General features: G+C 71.1%; 20 protein-coding genes. 15 read left to right on the forward strand and 5 right to left on the reverse strand.

Annotation, left to right across the window (positions count from 1 at the left end; all coding sequences use genetic code 11):
* Positions 1-181 precede the first annotated feature (181 nt).
* The 4 genes from GCL84_RS27400 to serS all read left to right on the forward strand — a co-directional run bounded on the left by GCL84_RS27400 (position 182) and on the right by serS (position 3977).
* Positions 182-805 carry a hypothetical protein gene (locus tag GCL84_RS27400; protein ID WP_235926781.1) on the forward strand — a complete coding sequence of 208 codons (624 nt, stop codon included), beginning with the start codon at positions 182-184 and terminating at the stop codon, positions 803-805.
* Between the two features lies 1 nt (position 806).
* Positions 807-1973 (forward strand): glutathionylspermidine synthase family protein, encoded by a 1167-nt coding sequence (locus GCL84_RS27405; RefSeq protein WP_156758459.1) that lies wholly within the window; start codon positions 807-809, stop codon positions 1971-1973.
* 55 nt (positions 1974-2028) lie between these two features.
* A complete protein-coding gene (locus GCL84_RS27410; RefSeq protein WP_407924440.1) occupies positions 2029-2529 on the forward strand; it encodes a DUF350 domain-containing protein in 501 nt (166 codons plus the stop codon).
* Between the two features lie 185 nt (positions 2530-2714).
* Complete coding sequence (gene serS / locus GCL84_RS27415; RefSeq protein ID WP_156758461.1) at positions 2715-3977, forward strand: serine--tRNA ligase; 1263 nt, start codon at positions 2715-2717, stop codon at positions 3975-3977.
* Between the two features lie 233 nt (positions 3978-4210).
* On the opposite strand, the gene lhgO is transcribed toward serS, so the two are convergent.
* Positions 4211-5389, reverse strand: coding sequence for an L-2-hydroxyglutarate oxidase (gene lhgO / locus GCL84_RS27420; protein WP_156758462.1), 1179 nt, complete (start codon positions 5387-5389; stop codon positions 4211-4213).
* Between the two features lie 42 nt (positions 5390-5431).
* On the opposite strand from lhgO, the gene GCL84_RS27425 reads away from it, so the two are divergent.
* The 6 genes from GCL84_RS27425 to GCL84_RS27450 all read left to right on the forward strand — a co-directional run bounded on the left by GCL84_RS27425 (position 5432) and on the right by GCL84_RS27450 (position 14068).
* Positions 5432-6748, forward strand: coding sequence for a lipopolysaccharide biosynthesis protein (locus GCL84_RS27425; protein WP_156758463.1), 1317 nt, complete (start codon positions 5432-5434; stop codon positions 6746-6748).
* Positions 6749-6857: 109 nt separating this feature from the next.
* The gene (locus GCL84_RS27430) at positions 6858-7505 is read left to right on the forward strand and encodes a class I SAM-dependent methyltransferase (RefSeq protein WP_197523541.1); all 648 of its coding nucleotides are present in this window, start codon (positions 6858-6860) and stop codon (positions 7503-7505) included.
* 142 nt (positions 7506-7647) lie between these two features.
* Positions 7648-8844, forward strand: a complete 1197-nt coding sequence (locus tag GCL84_RS27435; RefSeq protein WP_156758465.1) for a glycosyltransferase family 2 protein — start codon at positions 7648-7650, stop codon at positions 8842-8844.
* 4 nt (positions 8845-8848) lie between these two features.
* Positions 8849-9880 carry a glycosyltransferase family 2 protein gene (locus GCL84_RS27440; protein ID WP_156758466.1) on the forward strand — a complete coding sequence of 344 codons (1032 nt, stop codon included), beginning with the start codon at positions 8849-8851 and terminating at the stop codon, positions 9878-9880.
* Between the two features lie 136 nt (positions 9881-10016).
* Positions 10017-12074 (forward strand): DUF6541 family protein, encoded by a 2058-nt coding sequence (locus tag GCL84_RS27445; RefSeq protein WP_156758467.1) that lies wholly within the window; start codon positions 10017-10019, stop codon positions 12072-12074.
* Between the two features lie 95 nt (positions 12075-12169).
* Positions 12170-14068 (forward strand): glycosyltransferase, encoded by a 1899-nt coding sequence (locus GCL84_RS27450; RefSeq protein WP_156758468.1) that lies wholly within the window; start codon positions 12170-12172, stop codon positions 14066-14068.
* A 257-nt stretch (positions 14069-14325) separates the two neighbouring features.
* Here the strand turns inward: GCL84_RS27450 and GCL84_RS27455 are convergent, their stop codons facing one another.
* On the reverse strand, positions 14326-14529 hold the full coding sequence (locus GCL84_RS27455; protein ID WP_156758469.1) for a cold-shock protein: 204 nt from the start codon (positions 14527-14529) through the stop codon (positions 14326-14328).
* Between the two features lie 253 nt (positions 14530-14782).
* Between GCL84_RS27455 and GCL84_RS27460 the strand changes: the two genes are divergently transcribed.
* From GCL84_RS27460 to GCL84_RS27470, 3 genes are all read left to right on the forward strand, one after another.
* Positions 14783-15136 carry a hypothetical protein gene (locus GCL84_RS27460; RefSeq protein ID WP_156758470.1) on the forward strand — a complete coding sequence of 118 codons (354 nt, stop codon included), beginning with the start codon at positions 14783-14785 and terminating at the stop codon, positions 15134-15136.
* A complete protein-coding gene (locus tag GCL84_RS27465) occupies positions 15136-15867 on the forward strand; it encodes a lysophospholipid acyltransferase family protein (protein ID WP_156758471.1) in 732 nt (243 codons plus the stop codon). Before GCL84_RS27460 ends, GCL84_RS27465 begins: the two co-directional genes overlap by 1 nt.
* Positions 15868-15960: 93 nt before the next feature.
* A complete protein-coding gene (locus GCL84_RS27470; RefSeq protein ID WP_156758472.1) occupies positions 15961-16221 on the forward strand; it encodes a hypothetical protein in 261 nt (86 codons plus the stop codon).
* Here GCL84_RS27470 and GCL84_RS27475 read toward each other — a convergent pair.
* On the reverse strand, positions 16218-16631 hold the full coding sequence (locus GCL84_RS27475) for a GtrA family protein (RefSeq protein ID WP_156758473.1): 414 nt from the start codon (positions 16629-16631) through the stop codon (positions 16218-16220). The genes GCL84_RS27470 and GCL84_RS27475 overlap by 4 nt on opposite strands.
* A gap of 58 nt (positions 16632-16689) precedes the next feature.
* Here GCL84_RS27475 and GCL84_RS27480 point away from each other — a divergent pair, with 58 nt between their 5' ends.
* Positions 16690-18054, forward strand: coding sequence for an FAD-binding oxidoreductase (locus tag GCL84_RS27480; RefSeq protein WP_235926782.1), 1365 nt, complete (start codon positions 16690-16692; stop codon positions 18052-18054).
* Positions 18051-18806 carry a decaprenylphospho-beta-D-erythro-pentofuranosid-2-ulose 2-reductase gene (locus GCL84_RS27485; RefSeq protein WP_156758475.1) on the forward strand — a complete coding sequence of 252 codons (756 nt, stop codon included), beginning with the start codon at positions 18051-18053 and terminating at the stop codon, positions 18804-18806. The genes GCL84_RS27480 and GCL84_RS27485 overlap by 4 nt, the downstream gene beginning before the upstream one ends.
* Here GCL84_RS27485 and GCL84_RS27490 read toward each other — a convergent pair.
* Together GCL84_RS27490 and GCL84_RS27495 are read right to left on the reverse strand one after the other, a co-directional pair.
* The gene (locus GCL84_RS27490; RefSeq protein WP_156758476.1) at positions 18803-19750 is read right to left on the reverse strand and encodes a decaprenyl-phosphate phosphoribosyltransferase; all 948 of its coding nucleotides are present in this window, start codon (positions 19748-19750) and stop codon (positions 18803-18805) included. The two genes, GCL84_RS27485 and GCL84_RS27490, sit on opposite strands and share 4 nt — an antisense overlap.
* Complete coding sequence (locus tag GCL84_RS27495) at positions 19747-20268, reverse strand: phosphatase PAP2 family protein (protein WP_156758477.1); 522 nt, start codon at positions 20266-20268, stop codon at positions 19747-19749. Before GCL84_RS27495 ends, GCL84_RS27490 begins: the two co-directional genes overlap by 4 nt.
* Positions 20269-20316: the final 48 nt, after the last annotated feature.

Genomic DNA, 20316 nt, shown 5'->3' on the forward strand with positions numbered 1-20316 from the left:
CTCGCCGTGCTGTCATCTGGGCGAAACCAATCGCCGGTCGCGAGCATCAGAACCCATGATGCCGTGTTCGAGCGCAGGATGCGGCCGGGACCCCGTCGAGAGGGGAAAACAGGTTGCGATCGGGACAATCATCCCACGTCGGAGCCCGTGACTGGGTACTGTTCGCGCCGGGAGGGGTTACATGACTGACAACGACAAGCCGAACGGCCCCGACCTGCCGCCGGGTGGAGACCCGGACCCGCAGGCGAACCAGGGTGCCACCGGTCGGGACGACGCGGGCAGCAGGCGAGGCAGCGTCAACTTCCAGGACCCGTCCTCGACGACGCCGCGCGAGCCGACGCTCGCCGAGCAGCGCGCGCGCCGCGAGGCCCTGCGCCGCGAGCGCGAGCGCGAGGTCGCCGAGTACGAAGAGGCCGAGCGCAAGCGCAACAAGCGCAAGCGCATCCTCATCGGCGCCGGGGTGACCGTCGGTGTCGTCGCCGTGGTCGCGGTGATCTACGCGTCCGCCACGCCGGACGAAGAGGTCACGGCGCAGTGTGTCGACTCCAACGGCGTCATCGTCGACGACGACTACTGCGACGCCAACTCCAGCTCCCACAACGGGTACTCCAGCGGCGGCTTCATCTACATCGGAGGCAGCTCGTACCGCTACAACTACGGCGGCTCCGGCACCGTGGGCCAGCGGGTCACCGGCGGCAGCTACGCCGCCCCGTCGTCGGGCACGTCCGTGAAGACGCAGTCGGGCAAGACCGTGCAGCGCGGCGGCCTCGGTGTCGGTGGCAGCGGGAAGAGCTCGGGTAGCTGACGTGCGTCGAGAACAGTCCAACCCCCGCCCGGACTGGCGCGAGAAGATCGAGTCGCAGGGCCTGGTCTTCGGCTCCCCCGCCCGCTACGGCGGCGGCGGGCTCCGCCCGTACTGGGACGAGTCGGTCCACTATGTGTTCGACATGGACGAGATCTTGTCCATTGAGGCCGATGTCGAGCTGCTGCACTCGATGTGCCTCGAGGCCGTCGACAACATCGTGCTGACCGAGCGCTACCGCGACTTCGGCATCCCGGAGTGGACCTGGCCCAAGATCGCCGAGTCCTGGAAGCGCAGTGACCCGCACGTCTACGGCCGCTACGACCTGCGCTACGACGGCTCAGGCCCGGCCAAGATGCTCGAGTACAACGCCGACACCCCGACCTCGCTGCTCGAGGCCGCGATCGTGCAGTGGTACTGGAAGACCGACGTGTTCCCCGACGACGACCAGTGGAACTCCATCCACGAGAAGCTCGTCGAGCGCTGGCGCGAGGTCGCCGACAAGCTCCCGTCGGACCAGCTCTACTTCACCTGGTCGCAGTCCGATTCCAGCGGCGAGGACCACATCACCACCGCCTACCTGCAGGAGACCGCGGCCGAGGCGGGCCTGGACACCATCGGCCTGGCCATCGAGGAGATCGGCTGGGACCCGGTGCTCAACCGGTTCGTCGACCTGCGCGAGGCGCCGATGAACGCGGTGATGAAGCTCTACCCGTGGGAGTGGATCGTCGACGAGGAGTTCGGCAAGCGCGTCCTGGACTCCCAGCCCAGCACGCTCTGGATCGAACCCGCCTGGAAGATGCTGCTGTCCAACAAGGCGATCCTGGCGGTGCTGTGGGAGATGTACCCCGGCCACCCCAACCTGCTGCCCGCCTTCATCGACCAGCCGGGCCTGCTCACCGAGTACGTGCGCAAGCCCCGCCTGGGCCGCGAGGGGGCCAACATCCAGATCGTGGCCCCCGGCTACGAGACCGAGACCACCGGCGTCTACGGGCAGGAGGGCTTCGTCTACCAGGCCTTCGACCCGCTGCCGGAGTTCGACGGCTACCGACCCGCCCTCGGTGCCTGGATCGTCGGCGACCACGCCGCGGGCCTGGGCATCCGCGAGACCGCGGGATTGGTCACCGACGATGGCGCGGCGTTCGTGCCGCACCGCATACCAGGGGCATGATGCCGACCAGGCGCCTGCCGGATTTGTCGCATTGGGAATTCCTGTTGGAGGACGAGTGACCACCATCCACCTCGCCGCGGTGACGAACGCCGCCCTGCCAGAAGGCTTCGGCGGGAGCCTCCTCAGAGGCCTCGGCGCGATCGTCCTCTTCGCGATCGTCGGCCTCGTCTTGATGCTGCTCGGCTTCTACGCCATCGACTGGACCACGCCGGGCAAGCTCAGCTCCCTGGTCCGCGAAGGCAAGCCGAACGCCGTCATCGTCACGGCCTCCGGAATGCTGTCGATGGCGTTCATCATCGTGATCGCCATTGTGTTCTCCTCGCGCGACCTGACCGCGGGCCTGATCACCTCGGTCGTCTACGGCCTGGTGGGCATCGTCGCCCAGGTCCTCGCCGTGCGGACCCTGGAGTGGGTGACCAAGCTCGACGTCGGCGCCACCATGGAGACGGACAAGTTCGCCCCGGCCAGCGTCGTCGTGGCCGCGGTGCACCTGGCCCTCGGCATGATCGTCGCCGTGGCGATCTCCGACTTCGGAGCCCTGTTCGCCGCTGTCTGACCCCAGTCACTCGAGAGGCCCCCTGACCCGCGGTCAGGGGGCCTCTCGCGTCCTGCGGGCTCCTGCCGGAACTAGCGGCCCGGCCCAGAACGTTCACCCCGTCTCGACCCGCCGATACACGGCAAACGTTCTGAGCCGAGCCACTAGCGGGCGGCCGGGCGGCGGGCTGGACTACCCTCCTAGGCGTGATTGACCTCAAGGTTCTGCGCGAAGACCCGGAGATCGCGCGCGCCTCGCAGCGGGCGCGCGGGGAGGACGCGGCGGCGGTGGACTCGCTGCTGGCCGTCGACGAGCGGCGGCGGTCCGCGATCTCCCGCGCGGACAACCTGCGGGCCGAGCAGAAGCTGTTCGGCAAGCAGGTCGGCCGCGCCAAGGGCGACGAGCGGGCGGCGCTGCTGGCCAAGGGCAAGGAGATGTCCGCGGAGGTCAAGGCCGCCGAGGCCGAGCAGGGCGAGGCGGAGAAGGAGTTCGACGCCGCCCACCGGCTGCTGCCCAACCTCGTGCACCCGGCCGCGCCCGTCGGCGGCGAAGACGACTACGCGGTGCTGGAGGTCGTCGGGGAGCCGCGCGAGTTCGACTTCGAGCCGCTGGACCACCTCGACCTCGGGCACCGGCTCGGCGCCATCGACATGGAGCGCGGCGCGAAGGTCTCCGGGTCGCGGTTCTACTTCCTGACCGGGATCGGCGCGCAGCTCCAGCTGGCCCTGCTGAACATGGCCGCCGCCCAGGCGACGCGGGCCGGGTTCCAGCTCGTCATCCCGCCCGTGCTGGTCCGCCCGGAGATCATGGCGGGCACCGGCTTCCTGGGCGCGCACGCCGCCGAGGTGTACAAGTTGGACGCCGACGACCTGTTCCTGGTCGGCACCTCCGAGGTGGCGCTGGCCGGCTACCACGCCGACGAGATCATCGACCTGGGCGCGGGCCCGAAGCGCTACGCGGGCTGGTCGACCTGCTTCCGGCGCGAGGCGGGGTCCTACGGCAAGGACACCAGGGGCATCATCCGGGTGCACCAGTTCGACAAGATCGAGATGTTCTCCTACTGCAAGCCGGAGGACGCCGAGGCCGAGCACCAGCGCCTGCTGGACTGGGAGAAGGAGATGCTCGGCAAGATCGAGGTCCCCTACCGGGTCATCGACACCGCCACCGGCGACCTGGGCTCCAGCGCCGCCCGCAAGTTCGACTGCGAGGCCTGGGTGCCCACCCAGAAGGCCTACCGCGAGCTGACCTCGACCTCCAACTGCACCACCTTCCAGGCCCGCCGCCTCTCCGTCCGCTACCGCGACGAGAACGGCAAGCCCCAGGTCGCGGCCACCCTCAACGGCACGCTGGCCACCACCCGCTGGATGGTCGCCATCCTCGAGAACCACCAGAACGCCGACGGCTCGGTCACCGTCCCCGAGGCCCTGCGCCCCTTCCTCGGCCTCGACGTCCTGACCCCCGTCACCTGACACCCGCGGTGGGCAGGCCCNCCTGGGCCTGCCCACCCCTGGGGCCGCCCGCGCACCCTGTGGACAACCCCGCCTGACGAGCCATTTCCGTCAGACCCCCTGGGTAACGTTGAAATCGGGGGTCCCCAGGGTCGGATAACGATGAGATCGGCAAACCCCGGGTCTCGGTCACCTCGGCGCAGGCATCACCGTTCCCGAGACCCCGGGCGCCACCCGCGGAGTGACACCAGACCTCAGAGCCGGGCGGCGATGTGCTTGCCGATCTCCAGCGCGCAGGTCGCCGCGGGCGAGGGGGCGTTGAGCACGTGCACCTGGTTCGGCGCGGTCTCGATCAGGAAGTCCTGCACCAGGGAGCCGTCCGGCAGCAAGGCCTGCGCCCGCACGCCTGAGCCCGCGCGGACGATGTCGTCCTCACCCACCGCGGGCACCAGCTTGGCCAGCGACGCCGCGAACCGCCTGCGCGACAACGACCTCAGCACCTCGTCCACCCCGGTCGGGTAGGCGTACCTCCGGGCCAGCGCCCACGTGCCGGGGAAGGTCGCCGTCTCGGTGAGGTCGCGCAGGGAGGCGTCGCGCCAGCGGTAGCCCTCGCGCTTGAGCGCCAGCACGGCGTTCGGGCCCGCGTGCACGCTGCCGTCCAGCATCCGGGTCAGGTGCACGCCCAGGAAGGGCAGCGTCGCGTCCGGCACCGGGTAGATCAATCCGCGCACCAGGCCCGCGCGCTCGGGGCGGAGCTCGTAGTACTCGCCGCGGAAGGGCACGATCCGCGCCCGGGGGACCACGCCAGCCAGCCGGGCGACCCGGTCGCTGTGCAGGCCGGCGCAGTTGACCAGCGCCGTCGCGCGCAGCACCCCCGACCCGGTCGCCACCTCGACCCCGCCGCCGCGCCCCGGCCGGATGCCCAGCACCGGGGTCGACAGCCGCAGGTCGGCGCCCGCCTCGGTCAGCTCGGCCACCATCGCCGCGCACACCGCCGGGAAGTCGATGATGCCCGTGCTCGACACCCGCAGCGCCGCCACGCACGCCACCTCGGGTTCGTGCTCGCGCGCCTCGGCCTGGCCGATCAGCCGGGCGGGCACGCCGTTGGCCTCCGCCCGGCGCGCCAACTCGTGCAGCGCGGGCAGCTCCGACTCGGCCGTGGCGACGACGAGCTTGCCGCACTGGTCGAAGGGGACGCCGTGCTCACGCGCGTACGCGGCGATCGAGCGGTTGCCCGCGACCGACATGCGCGCCTTGACCGAACCCGGCGCGTAGTACAGCCCGGCGTGCACGACGTTCGAATTGTGTCCGGTTTGGTGCGCGGCCCAGCGCGCTTCCTTCTCCAGCACGGTCACCCGGTGACCTGCCTGGACGGCTTCCCGCGCGGTGGCGAGGCCCAGGATCCCCCCGCCGACGACCAGCACATCTCCCACCCCGGCAGCATAGGCGGGGCCGCGTTCTCCTACGGTTGTCCGGTGAGTGGTGGAGTGCGCGAGCGGTTCGGGTCCGCCTTCGGGATGACGGCGGGCATGGTCGTGGTCGGCCTCGCCGGGTACGGCTTCATCTCGCTGTCGGGTTACACGCTCGCCCCGGACGACGTCGTGGCGTTGACCAGCTTCTACCTGCTGCTCAGCATCGTGGGCCCCGGTGTGTTCGCGGGCCTCGAGCAGGAGACCAGCCGCGCCACCAGCTCCTGGCTCGTCGCGGGCAGGCCGTTCGGCGTCGTCGCCAAGCGCGCCTTGCTGCTGACCGGGGCGCTGACGGCGATCGTGCTGGTGGTGCTGCTCGCCGCGTCGCCGCTGATCACCGATCGGGCGCTGGGCGGGCAGTGGGGCCTGTTCGCCGCGCTGGCCGTCGGCGTGGTCAGCTCAGCCCTGGCCTACCTGGTGCGCGGCCTGCTCGGCGGGCGCCAGCGGTTCTCCGGGTACGCGGCGAGCCTGGGCGGTGAGGGGCTGTCGCGGATCGCGCTGTGCGGGGTCGCCGTGCTGCTCGGCTTCCGCTACTCGGTGGTCTACGGCCTCGTCTTCGCCCTCGGGCTGACCCTCTCCGCGCTGGTCGGGCTGCTCTGGCTGCGCGCGCGGCACGACAAGGACGACAAGCCCCTCGACGCGGTCCCCGACGACCGGGCCGACACGGTCAAGGACATGGCCCGCGGCCTCGGCCTGCTGGTCGGGGCCACCCTGGGCTTCCAGGCCGTCGCCAACATCGCCCCGGTGGTGGTCAACAGCAGGCTGACCGACGACACGAACACCGCGTTCGCGTTCGCCTCCGCGTTCCTGATGGTCCGGGTACCGGTGCTGCTGTTCGCGGCCGTGCAGGCGATGCTCATGCCCGCGCTCACCCAGGCCGTGGCCAGGGGCGACCTCGGCATGGTCCGGTCGACGCTGGCGCGCATCGGCGTCGCACTCGCCGCCATCGGCGTGCCGTCCTTCGTCGGGGCGCTGCTGCTGGGCCCGTGGGTGGTGGAGTTCCTGTTCAACACGAAGGTGCGGCTGCCCGGCATCGTCATCGCGCTGCTCGCCGTCAGCACGGTGCTGCTGATGATCACCCAGGTGCTGCTGCCCGCGCTGGTCGCCATCGGCAGGCACCGGGTGGTCACGATCGGGTGGACCGTGGGCGGGATCGTGCTGCTGGCGTTCGTGCTGCTGCACCCCGACCCGGTGTGGGGCGCTGTCTGGGGGCAGATGGCCTCGTGCAGCCTCGTGGTGGCCGTGATGGGCCTGCGCCTGGCTGCCGGCCTGCGCAGGAGCGGTTCCGCGCCTGCGCCGCCCGCCCCGGTCACCGCGGCCTGATCGACGCCTCGGCGCCGCGCCGACCCCGGTGATCGTCGAGGAAGCCCGGTGTGGTCGGCTACTTGTGTACCGTGTTGTACCCCACATCCGAGGTGACCAAGGAGATCTGGTGGGCATTGGTCCGATTATCCGGCACAGATTGGGCAAGTACGAGATCCCGGCTGCGGAGGCCTACCGCAACCGCTTCATCAACCTCGACGACCTGGCCACCACGCTGGCCAGCCTCCGTCCCGCCAAGCGCATCCTCGAGATCGGCGCGGGCGACGGCTCGTTCGGCCAGCGGCTGTGCGCGGCCTACCCCGACGCCGAGTACGTCGGCATCGACATCTCCGACCAGGTGGGCAGGCTCTTCCGCGGCGACCGCGGCCGCGCCACGTTCCGGCCGATCCGCTCCGACGAGCTGCGCGCCGAGAACCCCCAGCCGTTCGACCTGGTGTGCCTCGTCGACGTCGTGCACCACCTCCCGGAAGAGCTGCGGCTGCCGATCCTCGACGACGCCCGCGCCCTGACCGCGGACGACGGGATGATCGCGGTCAAGGACTGGGAGCGCGGCGCGGGCATCGCCCACGCCATGGCCTTCGCCGCCGACCGCTACGTCACCGGCGACAAGACCGTGCGCTTCCCCAGCCGCGAGGAGCTGCGCGGATACATCGACTCCGCGCTGCCGAACCACGAGGTCATCCTGGAGACCAGGATTCCGCCCCGCCGCAACAACGTGCTGTACGTGCTGAGCCAGTTGGGCCGGAACGGGTCCTGACCCTCCACGGGTGCCGGGTGGCCGCCGCGCTGACCCCGGGGGCCACTACCATGTCCCGGGTCAGCGCGGGCGCGTCCAGTCCGCGCGTGTCGGACGACCGACCAAAGAGCGCCCGTCGCATTCTTCAAAGGAGCCGCAGCGCATGACCACGTCCAAGCCGGTTGCCGAGGTGGCGGCGACCCCGACCTCGGTGGTCGAGCTGTCCATAGTCCTGCCGTGCCTGAACGAGGCAGAGACGCTCGAGGTGTGTGTCCGCAAGGCGAAGAAGTCCCTGGAGGACCTGGGCGTCAACGGCGAGGTCGTCGTCGCCGACAACGGCTCCACCGACGGGTCCCAGGACATCGCCCGGCGCAACGGCGCCCGGGTCGTCGACGTGCCCCGCCGCGGCTACGGCGCCGCGCTCACCGCGGGCATCGAGGCCGCCGAGGGCGTCTACGTGCTCATGGCCGACGCCGACGACAGCTACGCGCTGGAGGACATCGGCGGCTTCCTCGAGGAATTGCGCAACGGCGCGGACCTCGTCATGGGCAACCGCTTCAAGGGCGGCATCGCCGACGGCGCCATGCCCCCGCTGCACCGCTACCTCGGCAACCCGGTCCTGAGCTGGCTGGGCAAGCTGTTCTTCCGCATCCCGGTCGGCGACTTCCACTGCGGAATGCGCGCTTTCCGCCGCGACCGGATGGTCGAGCTGGGCCTGCGCACCTCCGGCATGGAGTTCGCCAGCGAGATGGTCGTGCGCTCGGCGCTGACGCACTTCGACATCCGCGAGGTCCCGACCACCCTGCGCAAGGACGGCCGCAGCCGTCCCCCGCACCTCAACACCTGGCGCGACGGGTGGCGCCACCTGCGCTTCCTGCTCGCGTTCAGCCCGCGGTGGCTGCTGTACTACCCCTCCATGGCGCTGATGGGCCTGGGGCTGCTGGGTCTGCTGTGGCTGTCGTTCGGCCCGCAGCAGGTCGGCTCCATCGGGTTCGGCCTGCACTCCATGCTCGCCTGCGCGACCGGCTTCGTCGTCGGCATGCAGGGTGTCGGCCTGGCGGTCGTGGCCCGCTCGTACGCCGCGCACCTCGGGCTGCTGCCCCCGCCATCGGGTCGCACGATCCTGCGGATCGCCCGCGCGTCGCTGGAGCGGGGTCTGTGGCTGGGCCTGCTCATGATCCTGCTGGGCATCATCAGCTTCATCGTCGCGCTGAGCATGTGGGGCGCGACCGGCTTCGGCGCGCTCGACGTCGTTCAGACCATGCGGGTCCCGATCCTCGGTATGGTCTTGATCGTCGGCGGCTTCCAGCTCATCAGCGTGAGCTTCACGCTGAGCCTGACCAAGATCGGGGAGGACTGATCCAGTGACCGCGGCGGCACTGCCCAGGGTGAGCGCGATCGTGCTCGCCTGGAAGTCCGAGCCTTGGCTGCGCCGCTGCGTGCACGCCCTCCTCGCCTCCGAGAAGGCCGACGTCGACGTGGTGCTGGTCGACAACGGCTGCACCGATGACGACGTGCGGTTCCTGGGTGAACTCGACGGCGTGACCGTGGTCAGCCCCGGTCGCAACCTCGGCTACTCCGGCGGCAACAACGCCGGGGCCGAGGTGGCGACCGGGGAGTACCTGGCCCTGATCAACGGTGACGCCGTGGTGGAGCCCGGCACCGTGGCCCGCCTCGTCGAGGAGCTCACCACCCGTCCCGAGGTGGGCATCGCCTGCGCCGCGGTCCGCCTCGCGGAGACCCCCGAGCTGCTCAACTCCAGCGGCAACATGATCCACGTCCTGGGCATCAGCTGGGTCGGCGGACTCGGCGAGCCGGAGACCCGCACCGCCCCCACCGAGGTGGCGGGCGCCATGGGCGCGGGCTTAGTCCTGCGCAAGGAGCACTGGGACCGCCTCGGCGGCTTCTTCGACAGCTACTTCGCCTACCACGAGGACGCCGACCTCTCCATCCGCACGTGGCGGCTGGGCCTCAAGGTCGTCAACGTCCCGGACGCGGTGGTGCTGCACCGCTATGAGTTCTCCCGCAACACCAACAAGTTCTACCTGGTCGAGCGCAACCGGCTCATCTTCGTGAGCACCCTGTGGAGCACCAGGGCGCTGCTGCTGCTGTCCCCGGCGCTGCTCGGCCTGGAACTGGCCATGGTGGCGCTGGCCATCAAGGAGGGCTGGATCCGCGACAAGGTGCGCGGCTGGCAGTGGCTCTGGGCCCACCGCGCCGACCTGCGCGCCCGCCGCAAGCTGGTGCGCGCCGAGCAATCCGTGTCGGACAAGCAGTGGATGCGGGTGCTCACCCACCAGCTCAACACCCCGCTCATCCAGGTCCCCCCGATCGTGCTCCGCCCCCTCAACGCCGTGATGGGCCTGTACTGGCGGGTCGTCCGCGCGCTCGTCTGACCGCGGTCCACTTCGGCGCCGATCAGCGGTCTCGGCGCTGTCGTGGCCGCCACACCGGGCGCGCTGGTGGTCTGGCAAGATGCGGCACCATGTCGACCGCCCCGTCGTGCCAGTCCGAGTCCCCGGGTAGCGCGGAATGACCCTCGCGGCGATCCCCGGAGTGCTGCTCGCGCTGGTGGTGGTCCTGCTCCCCGGCGCCGCGCTGCTGCTGGCGCTGGGGGTGCGCAAACCGCTCTGGTTCATCGCCATCGGCCCCGCCGCCTCCATCGGGGTGGCATCGCTGACCGCCATCGCGTGCGGGCTGATCGGCGTCCGCTTCGGACCGCTGAGCCTGGGGATCGTCGTCTTCCTGCTGCTGGGGCTCGGGGTCTTCTGGTGGCTGCGCGACCGGCCCGCGCGCCCGTTCTGGCGGGTCCCCCGCTCGCAGGCCGTGGGGATCGCCGTCGGCGGGCTGCTCGCCATCGCCGCCGTCGGCTACGTCCTGCACACCTGGCTGCTGGGCCTCGGCGCGCTGAGCACGCTCCCGCAGGAGCACGACACCATCCAGCACTCCGAGCTGATCGCCTACATCCAGCGGTCCGGGCGCGGTGCCCCGTGGGAGCTGCTGCCGGTCGACGTGCTCACCGGCGAGCCCACCTCGTACTACCCGTCCGGGCTGCACCTGCTGGGCGCGGTGATCGGCTCGATCGCGGGCAACCCGATCATCGGGCTCAACGCGGTCTCGGTCGCCGTGCTCGGCGTCGGGCTGGTCATGAGCCTGGGCGCGCTGGCCCACGTCGCCGCGCGCCAGGCCGGGCTGGGCCGCGGCGCGGCGGTGGCCGCGGGCGGGGTCGCCGCCGTCGTGGCCGCCGGGGTCAACCCGCTGGTCATCCCGCTCATGGAGCAGGGCGGCATCCTCGCCAACGCGGCCGCGATCGCGCTGACCCCCGGCGTGGTCGCCGCGCTGCTGACCCTGCGCGGGCGCGACTGGAAGGCGGCCGCGGCCGCCGGTGTCGCCAGCGGCGGCCTGGTCGCCGCGCACCCGACCGGCGCGGTCGGCGTCGCCGTCGTCCTCCTGGCCTGGTGGGTCGGCACCGCGTTCACCCGCGGCGGCCTGCGGGCCCTCGGCCGCCAGGTCTCCGCGCTGCTCGTCGCGGGCGTCGTCGCGGCCGTCGTGGCCGTGGCGTACCTGCTCGCGGCCGCGTCCGGCGGCGAGCTGACGGGCACGGTCACCGGCTGGCCGCCGGACTTCCCCAAGCTGGCGTGGTCGGAGGCGTTCGGGCGCACCTTCGGGCTGCCCTACCTCACCTTCCGCGCCGAGTACGAGGGGCTGGCCCAGATCGCCGCGCTCCTGCTCGCCATGGCGGGCGTCCTGGCGGTGTTCTGGGTGCGCAAGGGCTTCGGCCCGGTCGCCGCCTACGCCGTGTGGTCGCTGATCGTCCTGGGCGCGTGGACCTCGCCCGCCGCCGGGTTCGAGTCCACCATCACCGGCTTCTTCTACAACGCCATGCTGCGGCTGCGGGCCAACCAGTCGCTGATGATCCCGGTGCTCGCCGGGCTCGGCGTCGTGCTCGTCGCCAGGGGCGCCGCCGCGTGGCTCGCCCGGCGCCGCCCGCTGCGCGACAAGCCGCGCGCCCAGCGCCCGCTCCTGCTCAACTCGGTGACCGCTGGCGTGGTCGCGCTGATCATGCTGGGGTACCTGGTCGGGCCCGCGCAGGGCTACGGCCGGGCCAACGCCGACTCGCTGACGATCAGGTACGCCCAGCCGAACCTGTTCCGCATCACCGAGGAGGACCAGGCCGCCTTCGACTTCCTCGACGGCAAGGTCGGCCCGGGGGAGCGGGTGATGAACTCGGCCAACGACGGGTCGTCGTTCATGTACGTCGAGAAGGGCATCCCGGTGGTCAACATGAGCACCGTCGGCGTCGCGGGCGCGCCGTGGACCTACGGCCTGCTGGACCGGTTCAACACCTACCCGACCGACCCCCAGGTCCGGAAGTGGATCATGGACCTGAACATCACCTGGGTCTACGTCGACTACAGCGCGCCCAGGATCGGCTCCGTCGTCACCCCGGAGAGCTGGGCGGACAAGGGCGGCTTGACCGTCCCGCCCGGCCTCGAGGACCTGGACGGCCTGCCCGGCCTCACCGAGGAGTTCCAGCGCGGGCCGGTGCACGTCTACCGGGTGGACCAGGAGCTGATCCGGGGCATGTGAACGGCGTTTGCCCAGATCCAGCCACACGAGGTGGACATGAGCTGCCGGCGTAAGCTGCGCAGAGCCACCAGCGAGCGTCTCGGAGACCCCCACACATGCCTTCCACCCCCCGACCCGACGCAGGAGCACGACCCGCGGGCACGGTGCTGCAACGCGTGATCATGCCGCGGGACGCGGACCCGATCGACGTGCGCGCGCTGTACCTGGACGAGCCGGAGAAGGTCCACAGCGAGGTGACCTCCCGGTTCGAGGTGACCGTGCCGACCTCGGCCGCGGTGTCGTTCGCGACCTACTTCAACGCCTTCCCGGCCAGCTACTGGAAGCGCTGGACCAAGGTGCGCGACGTCGTGCTGCGGCTGCGGGTGCGCGGCAACGGGCGCATCGACGTCTACCGCTCGAAGGCCAACGGCGACCAGGTCCACTGGCACGGCGAGGTGGTGCAGACCGAGGGCGAGTGGCGCACCTTCGAGTTCGACGTCAGCACCGCGCCGTTCGAGGACGGCGGCTGGATCTGGTTCGACGTGACCACCCACTCCTCGGTGCTCGACATCGCCGACGCGGCCTGGGTGACGCCGCTGGACCTGCCCGCGGCGAAGCTCGCGATCGGCTCGACCACCTTCAACCGGGTCGACGACTGCGTGGCCTCGCTGCTGGCGCTGGGCGAGGACCCGGCGGTGCTCGAGGTGGTCAGCAAGGTCTACGTCGCCGACCAGGGCACGAAGAAGATCTCCGGGCACCCGCGCTTCGCCGAGGCGGCCAAGCTGCTCGGCGACCGGCTCGAGGTCATCGAGCAGGACAACATGGGCGGCTCCGGCGGGTTCAGCCGGGCGATGTACGAGACGATGGAGCACTCCGACGTCGACCAGCTCATGCTCATGGACGACGACATCATGCTCGAGCCGGACAGCATCCTGCGGGCCAGCGCGTTCAGCCGCGCCGCCGTGCAGCCGCTGATCCTGGGCTCGCAGATGCTCAACCTCCAGGCCAGGGCCCGGCTGCACAGCATGGGCGAGGTCGTCGACATGGGCTCCTACGTGTGGCGCCCCGCCCCCGGCGCGGTCACCGACCACGACTTCAGCAAGAAGACGCTGCGCAAGACGGTCAAGCTGCACCGCAGGATCGACTCCACCTACAACGGCTGGTGGATGTGCCTGTTCCCGCGCGAGGTCATCGAGAAGACCGGGCTGCCGCTGCCGCTGTTCATCAAGTGGGACGACACCGAGTACTCGATCCGCGCGCTGGCCAACGGCATCCCCACGGTCACCCTGCCCGGCTCCGGCGTGTGGCACATGCCGTGGACGGACAAGAACGACCACTCCGACTGGACGGCCTACTTCCACCTGCGCAACCGGCTCGTGGTCGCGGCGCTGCACAGCCCGCACGACATGCGCAAGACGCTGTTCAAGCAGGGCCTGCGCGCCACCATCCGCAGGCTGCTGTCGATGGAGTACTCCACGGTCGCCATCGAGCTCAAGGCCATCGAGGACTTCCTCGCGGGCCCCGACCGGCTGGCCGACTCGCTGCGCACCGCCCTGCCCGAGGTGCAGAAGATCCGCTCCGGCTACGCCGACGCCCAGATCCTGCAGTCGGCGAGCGAGTTCCCGCCGCCCACCCTGGACACCGTCCGCGCCGAGGGCATGCTCAAGCCGCCGGTGAACCCGGTCTCCATCGCCGCCCAGGCGTCCAAGGCGCTGCTGCACAACCTGCGCGCCCCGGACCCCACGGCCGTGGACCGCCCGCAGGTGAACGTGCCCGCGGGCAGCGCGCTGTGGTTCCTGCTGGGCAACCTGGACAGCGCCACGGTGTCGAACTCCGACGGCAACGGCGTGGCCTTCCGCAGGCGCGACGCGCACGTGTTCCGCGAGCTGTCGAAGCAGGCCGCGGCCAGCTACCGCCAGCTCATCGCCGAGTGGCCGCGGATGCAGAAGGTGTACCGCGACGCGCTGCCGGAGCTGTCCTCCGCGGAGTCGTGGCGCAAGATCTTCGAGGCCTGAGCCGCCCGCCCCGCTCCCGGCCGCCGGGGGCGGGGCGACCCGCTGGCGCCGCGCGGTGTTCTCGGGCTTCGACAGGCCCGGTGTGCGGCGCTTCGTTCGTACGACGGGCAAGCGCGCTCGCAGCGCGGCGGGTTGCTTGTCCCGCAAGCAGAGGCTGGCTGGGCAACGTGAAGAGGGCCCGCCCCCAGGTCGCCCGGGGACAGGCCCTCTCACAAGGTCTAGCCGGTGAGCCGGTCCCAGCTCAGCACGGTGCTAGATCAGACAGCGCGCACGCCGGTGGCCTGCGGGCCCTTCTGGCCCTGGCCGATCTCGAACTCGACGCGCTGGTTCTCCTCAAGGGTGCGGAAGCCGTTACCCGTGATCTCCGAGTAGTGGACGAAGACATCGCTGCCGCCGCCGTCGGGCTGGATGAAGCCGAAGCCCTTCTCGGAGTTGAACCACTTGACTGTGCCCTGTGCCACGTAAATCTCCTCAACAGGTACCGCTGAGGACCCCGGCGGTCGCCTAGGCCCTGGTCGGTTTCAGACGGCGACTTCTCCGGCTTGACCTGGAGGAAAACCGCGCGCCCGCACGATCTCTTGCGAGCGTGATCTAACACGTACTCAAGAAAAGTCACGACCGGTGACAGTCAACCACACACGCCCGCGGGCCCGCACGTGTGAGGTCACACCCCGTCCGGGGGTTGCGGGCGGTCCGGGCCTCGTGGACCCTGGCATGGTGAGCGAGCTCGCCAGTGACAAGACGATCGCACTCGACCTCGACGAAGCCGGAGTCTCCGTCGACCTCCCCCGGCCCCCCCACGCGGGTGATCAGGTCCAGGGCGTGCCATACCGCCCGGTCGAGTTCCGCGACGACGACCTCCCCACCGCCCTCGAACGCGCCGCGACCTGGCTGCGCAGCACCCAGGACTGGCTGGGTGAGCCGGTGGACGTGATCGCCATCCATCTGGACTACGACGACGGCGAAGGCAACCCGTACTACGACGTCAAGCTGCTGTGCAACGAGGAGGACCTCGCCGGGGCCCCGATCGCGATGCGCGAGCAGTCCACGAAGCCAGTGGACGACTAGTGGCCGAGGTCGTCTACCCGCCGGTCATCGGTCTGTGCAAAACACTCTTCCGGGTGATGGACTACCGGCTGGACGTGCAGGGGACCGAGCACATCCCGCGCACCGGCGGCGCCGTCCTGGCGTCCAACCACATCAGCTACCTCGACTTCATCTTCGCCGGTCTGGGCGCCGTCGAGTCCAAGCGCCTGGTCCGCTTCATGGCCAAGGAGTCGATCTTCCGCAACGCCGTCGCCGGCCCGCTGATGCGGGGCATGCACCACATCTCGGTCGACCGGTCGGCGGGCCAGGCCTCGTACCAGGTGGCGCTGGAGAAGCTGCGCGCGGGCGAGGTCGTCGGGGTGTTCCCCGAGGCCACGATCAGCCGCTCCTTCACCGTCAAGGAGCTCAAGACCGGCTCCGCCCGGCTGGCCGCCGAGGCGGGTGTCCCGCTCATCCCGATGGCCCTGTGGGGCACCCAGCGGCTGTGGACCAAGGGCAAGCCGCGCGACCTCGGCCAGCGGCACGTCCCGCTCTCCATCCTGGTGGGCGCCCCGATGACCGTGACCGCGGACGACGACCTCGACGTGGTCACCGCGGAACTGCGCGTCCGGATGGCCGACCTGCTCGAGCAGGTGCAGAAGGCCTACCCCGACCACACCCCCGGCGCCTGGTGGCAGCCCGCCCACCTCGGCGGCACCGCGCCCACGCTGCGGGAAGCGGCCGAGCTGGACGCCAACAAGCCCGAGAGCTGAGGTCCCAACAGGACCGCCGGGTGTCCGCCCTGAGCTGATCCGCCCGTGGCGTAACCGGTTGTCCCGGGAACGTCGCGGGTGGTCGGCTGGGGCATGGCAGAAACCCGGAAAGCCCTCATCCTGCACCTGACCGCGGGCGGCGAACCCCTCGTGTTCGCCGTCAAGGACACCGACGGCCTCGCCACCGCGCTGCCCGGCCTGCTCGGCACGGGCAGCGTGGAGACCCTTGTCCTGCAGGACGGCACCAGCGCGGTGGTCAACTTCAGCCACGTCGTCACCGCCCACGTCGACGTGCTGCCCGCGCACGTGACGGTCTACGGCACCCCGCGGCGCGGCCCCGGCTTCGGCGGCTAGCGGCCTGCGCGGAACACGACGGTCCGCAGCAGCACGAAGTTGATCGTCGTCGCCAGACCCTGGGCGATCACCCAAGCGGTCGCCACCCGCCAGGGGGACTCGGGCAGCAGGTGCAGCATCAACGCGTTCGCGCCCACGTTGACGAAGAACGTAACCGTGTACAGCACGGCGAAGCCGCCCGCCTGCGCCGCGCCCCGGTCCGCGGCGTCGGCGAAGGTGAAGCGCTTGTTGAGGAAGTAGGCCGTCGTCGTGCCCGCGATGAAGCTGAGGGCCTTGGCGGCGTGCTCCCACAGGCCCGCCTGCAGCAGCAGCCAGTAGAGCCCGAAGTCGACCAGGGCGCAGAAGCCGCCGACGAGCGCGAAGCGGACGAGCTGGCGCACCACGTCGGGTGCGGGGCGGACGTCGGTCACCGCGGGACCTCCGGTATCGGTAGCGGCGCCAGTGTAGGGCGCGGCTACCCTGGGCCCGGTGGAGGACTTCGAGAAGCGGGCGCTGAGCGGGTGGGGGCGGACCGCTCCGACGGTGTCCCGGGTCGCCGCGCCGAAGACGGCCGAGGACGTGGTCGACGCGCTGCGGCGGGTCGACGAGCGCGGCGTGATCGCGCGCGGGCTCGGTCGCTCCTACGGCGACCCGGCGCAGAACGCGGGCGGGCTCGTCATCGACATGACCGGCGTCGACCGCATCCACTCCGTCGACGCCGACAGCGGCCTCGCCGTCGTCGACGCCGGGGTGAGCCTCGACCGGCTGATGCGCGCCGCGCTGCCGTTCGGGCTGTGGGTGCCCGTGCTGCCCGGCACCCGGCAGGTCACCGTGGGTGGCGCCATCGGGTCCGACATCCACGGCAAGAACCACCACTCGGCGGGCAGCTTCGGCAACCACGTGCGGTCGATGGAGCTGCTGCTGGCCGACGGCAGCGTGCGCACCCTGACCCCGGACGGCCCCGAGTCCGACCTGTTCTGGGCCACCGTCGGCGGCATGGGTCTCACCGGGATCGTGCTGCGCGCGACGTTGGCGCTCAAGCACACCGAGTCCGCCTACTTCGTCGTCGACACCGACCGCACGGCCGACTTCGACGAGACCCTCGCGCTGTTCTCCAACGGCTCGGACGCGGGCTACGACTACTCGATGGCCTGGTTCGACTCGATCAACACCGACGGCAGGCTGGGCCGCGCGGTGTTCTCCCGCGGCTCGCTGGCCCGCTACGACGAGCTGCCGAAGAAGTACCGCAAGGCCCCGCTCAAGTTCGACGCGCCGCAGTTGCTCACCCTGCCCGACGTGTTCCCCAACGGGCTGGCCAACAAGCTGACCTTCCGGATGCTCGGTGAGGCGTGGTTCCGCAAGGCCCCCAAGCAGGCGCGCGGGCAGGTGCAGAACCTCACCGGCTTCTACCACCCGCTGGACATGTTCGGGGAGTGGAACCGGGCCTACGGGACCAACGGCTTCCTGCAATACCAGTTCCTCATCCCGTTCGACCGCCAAGACGAGCTGCGCTCCATGGTCCGGCAGATGGCCGCGGCCGGGCACGTGTCGTTCCTCAACGTCTTCAAGCGCATGGGCGAGGGCAACCGCGCGCCGCTGTCGTTCCCGCGGCCCGGCTGGACGATCACCGTCGACTTCCCGATCGTGCCGGGCCTCGACGCGTTCTGCGCCGACCTCGACCGCCAGGTGCTCGACGCGGGCGGCCGCCTCTACCTGGCCAAGGACTCCCGCACCGCGCCGGAGGTGTTCCGGCGGATGTACCCGGGGCTCGACGAGTGGCGCAAGGTGCGCCACTCGGTCGACCCGGACGGCCTGTTCAGCTCGGACCAATCGCGAAGGCTCGGACTCCTGTGATCAACGCTGTCGGCACCCCCCAGTCCCTGCTGCTGCTCGGCGGCACCTCGGAGATCGGCCTGGCCATCGCCGAGCGCTACGCCGGGCGCGGCCCCCTGTCGGTCACCCTCGCGGCCCGCCCATCGGCCCGCCTGGACACCGCCGCGGACCACCTGCGCTCCCTCGGCGCCACCGTCCGCACCCTCCCGTTCGACGCCCTCGACCTCGACAGCCACCCCAAGCTCATCGCCGAGGCCTTCGCCGACGGCGACGTCGACCTCACCGTCGTCGCCTTCGGCCTCCTCGGCGACGCCGAGCAGCTCTGGCAGGACCACGCCGCGGGCGTCGAGATCGCCCAGGTCAACTACACCGCCCCGGTCTCCCTCGGCATCGCCCTGGCCGACCGCCTGCGCGCCCAGGGCCACGGCTCCGTCGTCGCCCTGTCGTCGGTGGCAGGCGAGCGCGTCCGCCGCTCCAACTTCGTCTACGGCTCCACCAAGGCGGGCTTCGACGGCTTCTACCTCGGCCTCGGCGAGGCCCTGCGCCCCCACGGCGTCCACGTCACAGTCGTCCGCCCCGGATTCGTCAAGACCAAGATGACCGAGGGCCTCAAACCCGCCCCCCTCGCCACGACGCCGCAGAAGGTCGCCGAGGTCGTCGAGAGCGCCGTCCGCTCCCGCAAGGACCTCGTCTGGGCCCCCGCCCCCTGGCGCCTGGTCATGTCGGCGCTGCGCCACGTCCCGCGCCCGATCTTCCGCAAGCTGCCCATCTAGAGGTAGACGGACAGGGCCAGGGTGACGATCCAGCTCAACCCGAGCACCTGCAGCACCCGGTCCTTCAACGCGATGTCCTCGGGCTCGCCCGCGTGCCCGCCGTCGACGTCCACCGCGTACCGCAGCACGGCGATGACGAACGGGACGATGGAGATGACGGCCCAGATCGAGTTGCTGGCGCTGTCGCTGCGGATCTCGAAGGCCCACAGCGAGTAGGTGGTGATCATGATGGCGGCGGCGGTCGCCCAGACGAAGCGCAGGTAGCTGGCGGAGTACTTGGCCAGCGAGGAGCGGATCTTGGCGCCGGTCTGCTCGAAGAGGATGATCTCGGCGTAGCGCTTGCCGGAGACCATGAACAGCGAGCCGAAGGCCGTGACCAGCAGGAACCACTGGGACAGGGCGATGCCCGCCGCCACGCCGCCCGCGATCGAGCGGAGCAGGAAGCCGGAGGCGACCACGCACAGGTCGATGACGGTCTGGTGCTTGAGGCCGAGGCAGTAGGCCAACTGCACCGCCGCGTAGACGACCAGGACGATCAGCAGTTGCCAGTTGGCGAGCGCGCCGACGCCGAGGGAGGCCAGGAACAGCAGCAGCGACGTCGCGTAGGCGGCCTTCACCGGGACGATGCCCGCGGCGATGGGCCGGTTGCGCTTGGTCGGGTGCGCGCGGTCGGCCTCGACGTCGATGGCGTCGTTGACCAGGTAGACCGCCGAGGACACCAGGCAGAACGCCACGAAGGCGATCGCGGCGTCCGCCAGCACGGCGCCCTCGAAGATCCGCTGGCCCGCGAACGGCGCCGCCAGGACCAGCACGTTCTTGACCCACTGGCGCGGCCGGGCGGTGCGCACCAGCCCGCGCAGCAGCGCGGCCGTGCCCTGCTTGGACCCGGCCTCGGCGGACGCCTCCTCCGGCCTCTCCTCGGCGGGCTTGGCGGTGCGCGTCATGATCGGCCCGCCTTCTGGAACCGGCGGCGGACCAACGCGCCCAGCACCCCGCCCAGCACCGACCCGGCCAGCACGTCGGTCGGGTAGTGCACCCCGAGGACCAGCCGGGACAGCAGCATCGGCGGCACCAGGACCGGCACCAGCGGCTTGCCGGTGAGCCCGGAGAACACCACCGCCGCGGCCGTGGTCGAGGTGGCGTGCGAGGAGGGGAAGCTGAGCTTGCTCGGCGTCCCCACCAGCACCTTCACCGACGGGTCGGTGGGCCGGGGGCGGCGGACCACGCGCTTGACCGCGATCGACGCGGCGTGCGCGGCCACTACCCCCGCCGAGGCCAGCAGCCAGTCCTTGCGGCGGCTGCGGTCGAGCGCGGCCCCGAGCAGGCCGAGCCCGAACCACCCCGCGCTGTGCTCACCGAACAGCGACAGACCGCGCGCCGCGGCGACTACGGCGGGTGTGCCGATGGCGCCCTGCACGCGGCTCAGCGCGGCCGTCTCGGCCGAGCCGGTTTTGCGGTCCATCCCTGTTCCTCCCAGCGGTCGTTCCCCGCACAGCATCGGGGTGCCGCA

Origin of the sequence: Actinokineospora pegani, assembly GCF_009745975.1 — a bacterium.
Lineage (GTDB): Bacteria > Actinomycetota > Actinomycetes > Mycobacteriales > Pseudonocardiaceae > Actinokineospora > Actinokineospora pegani.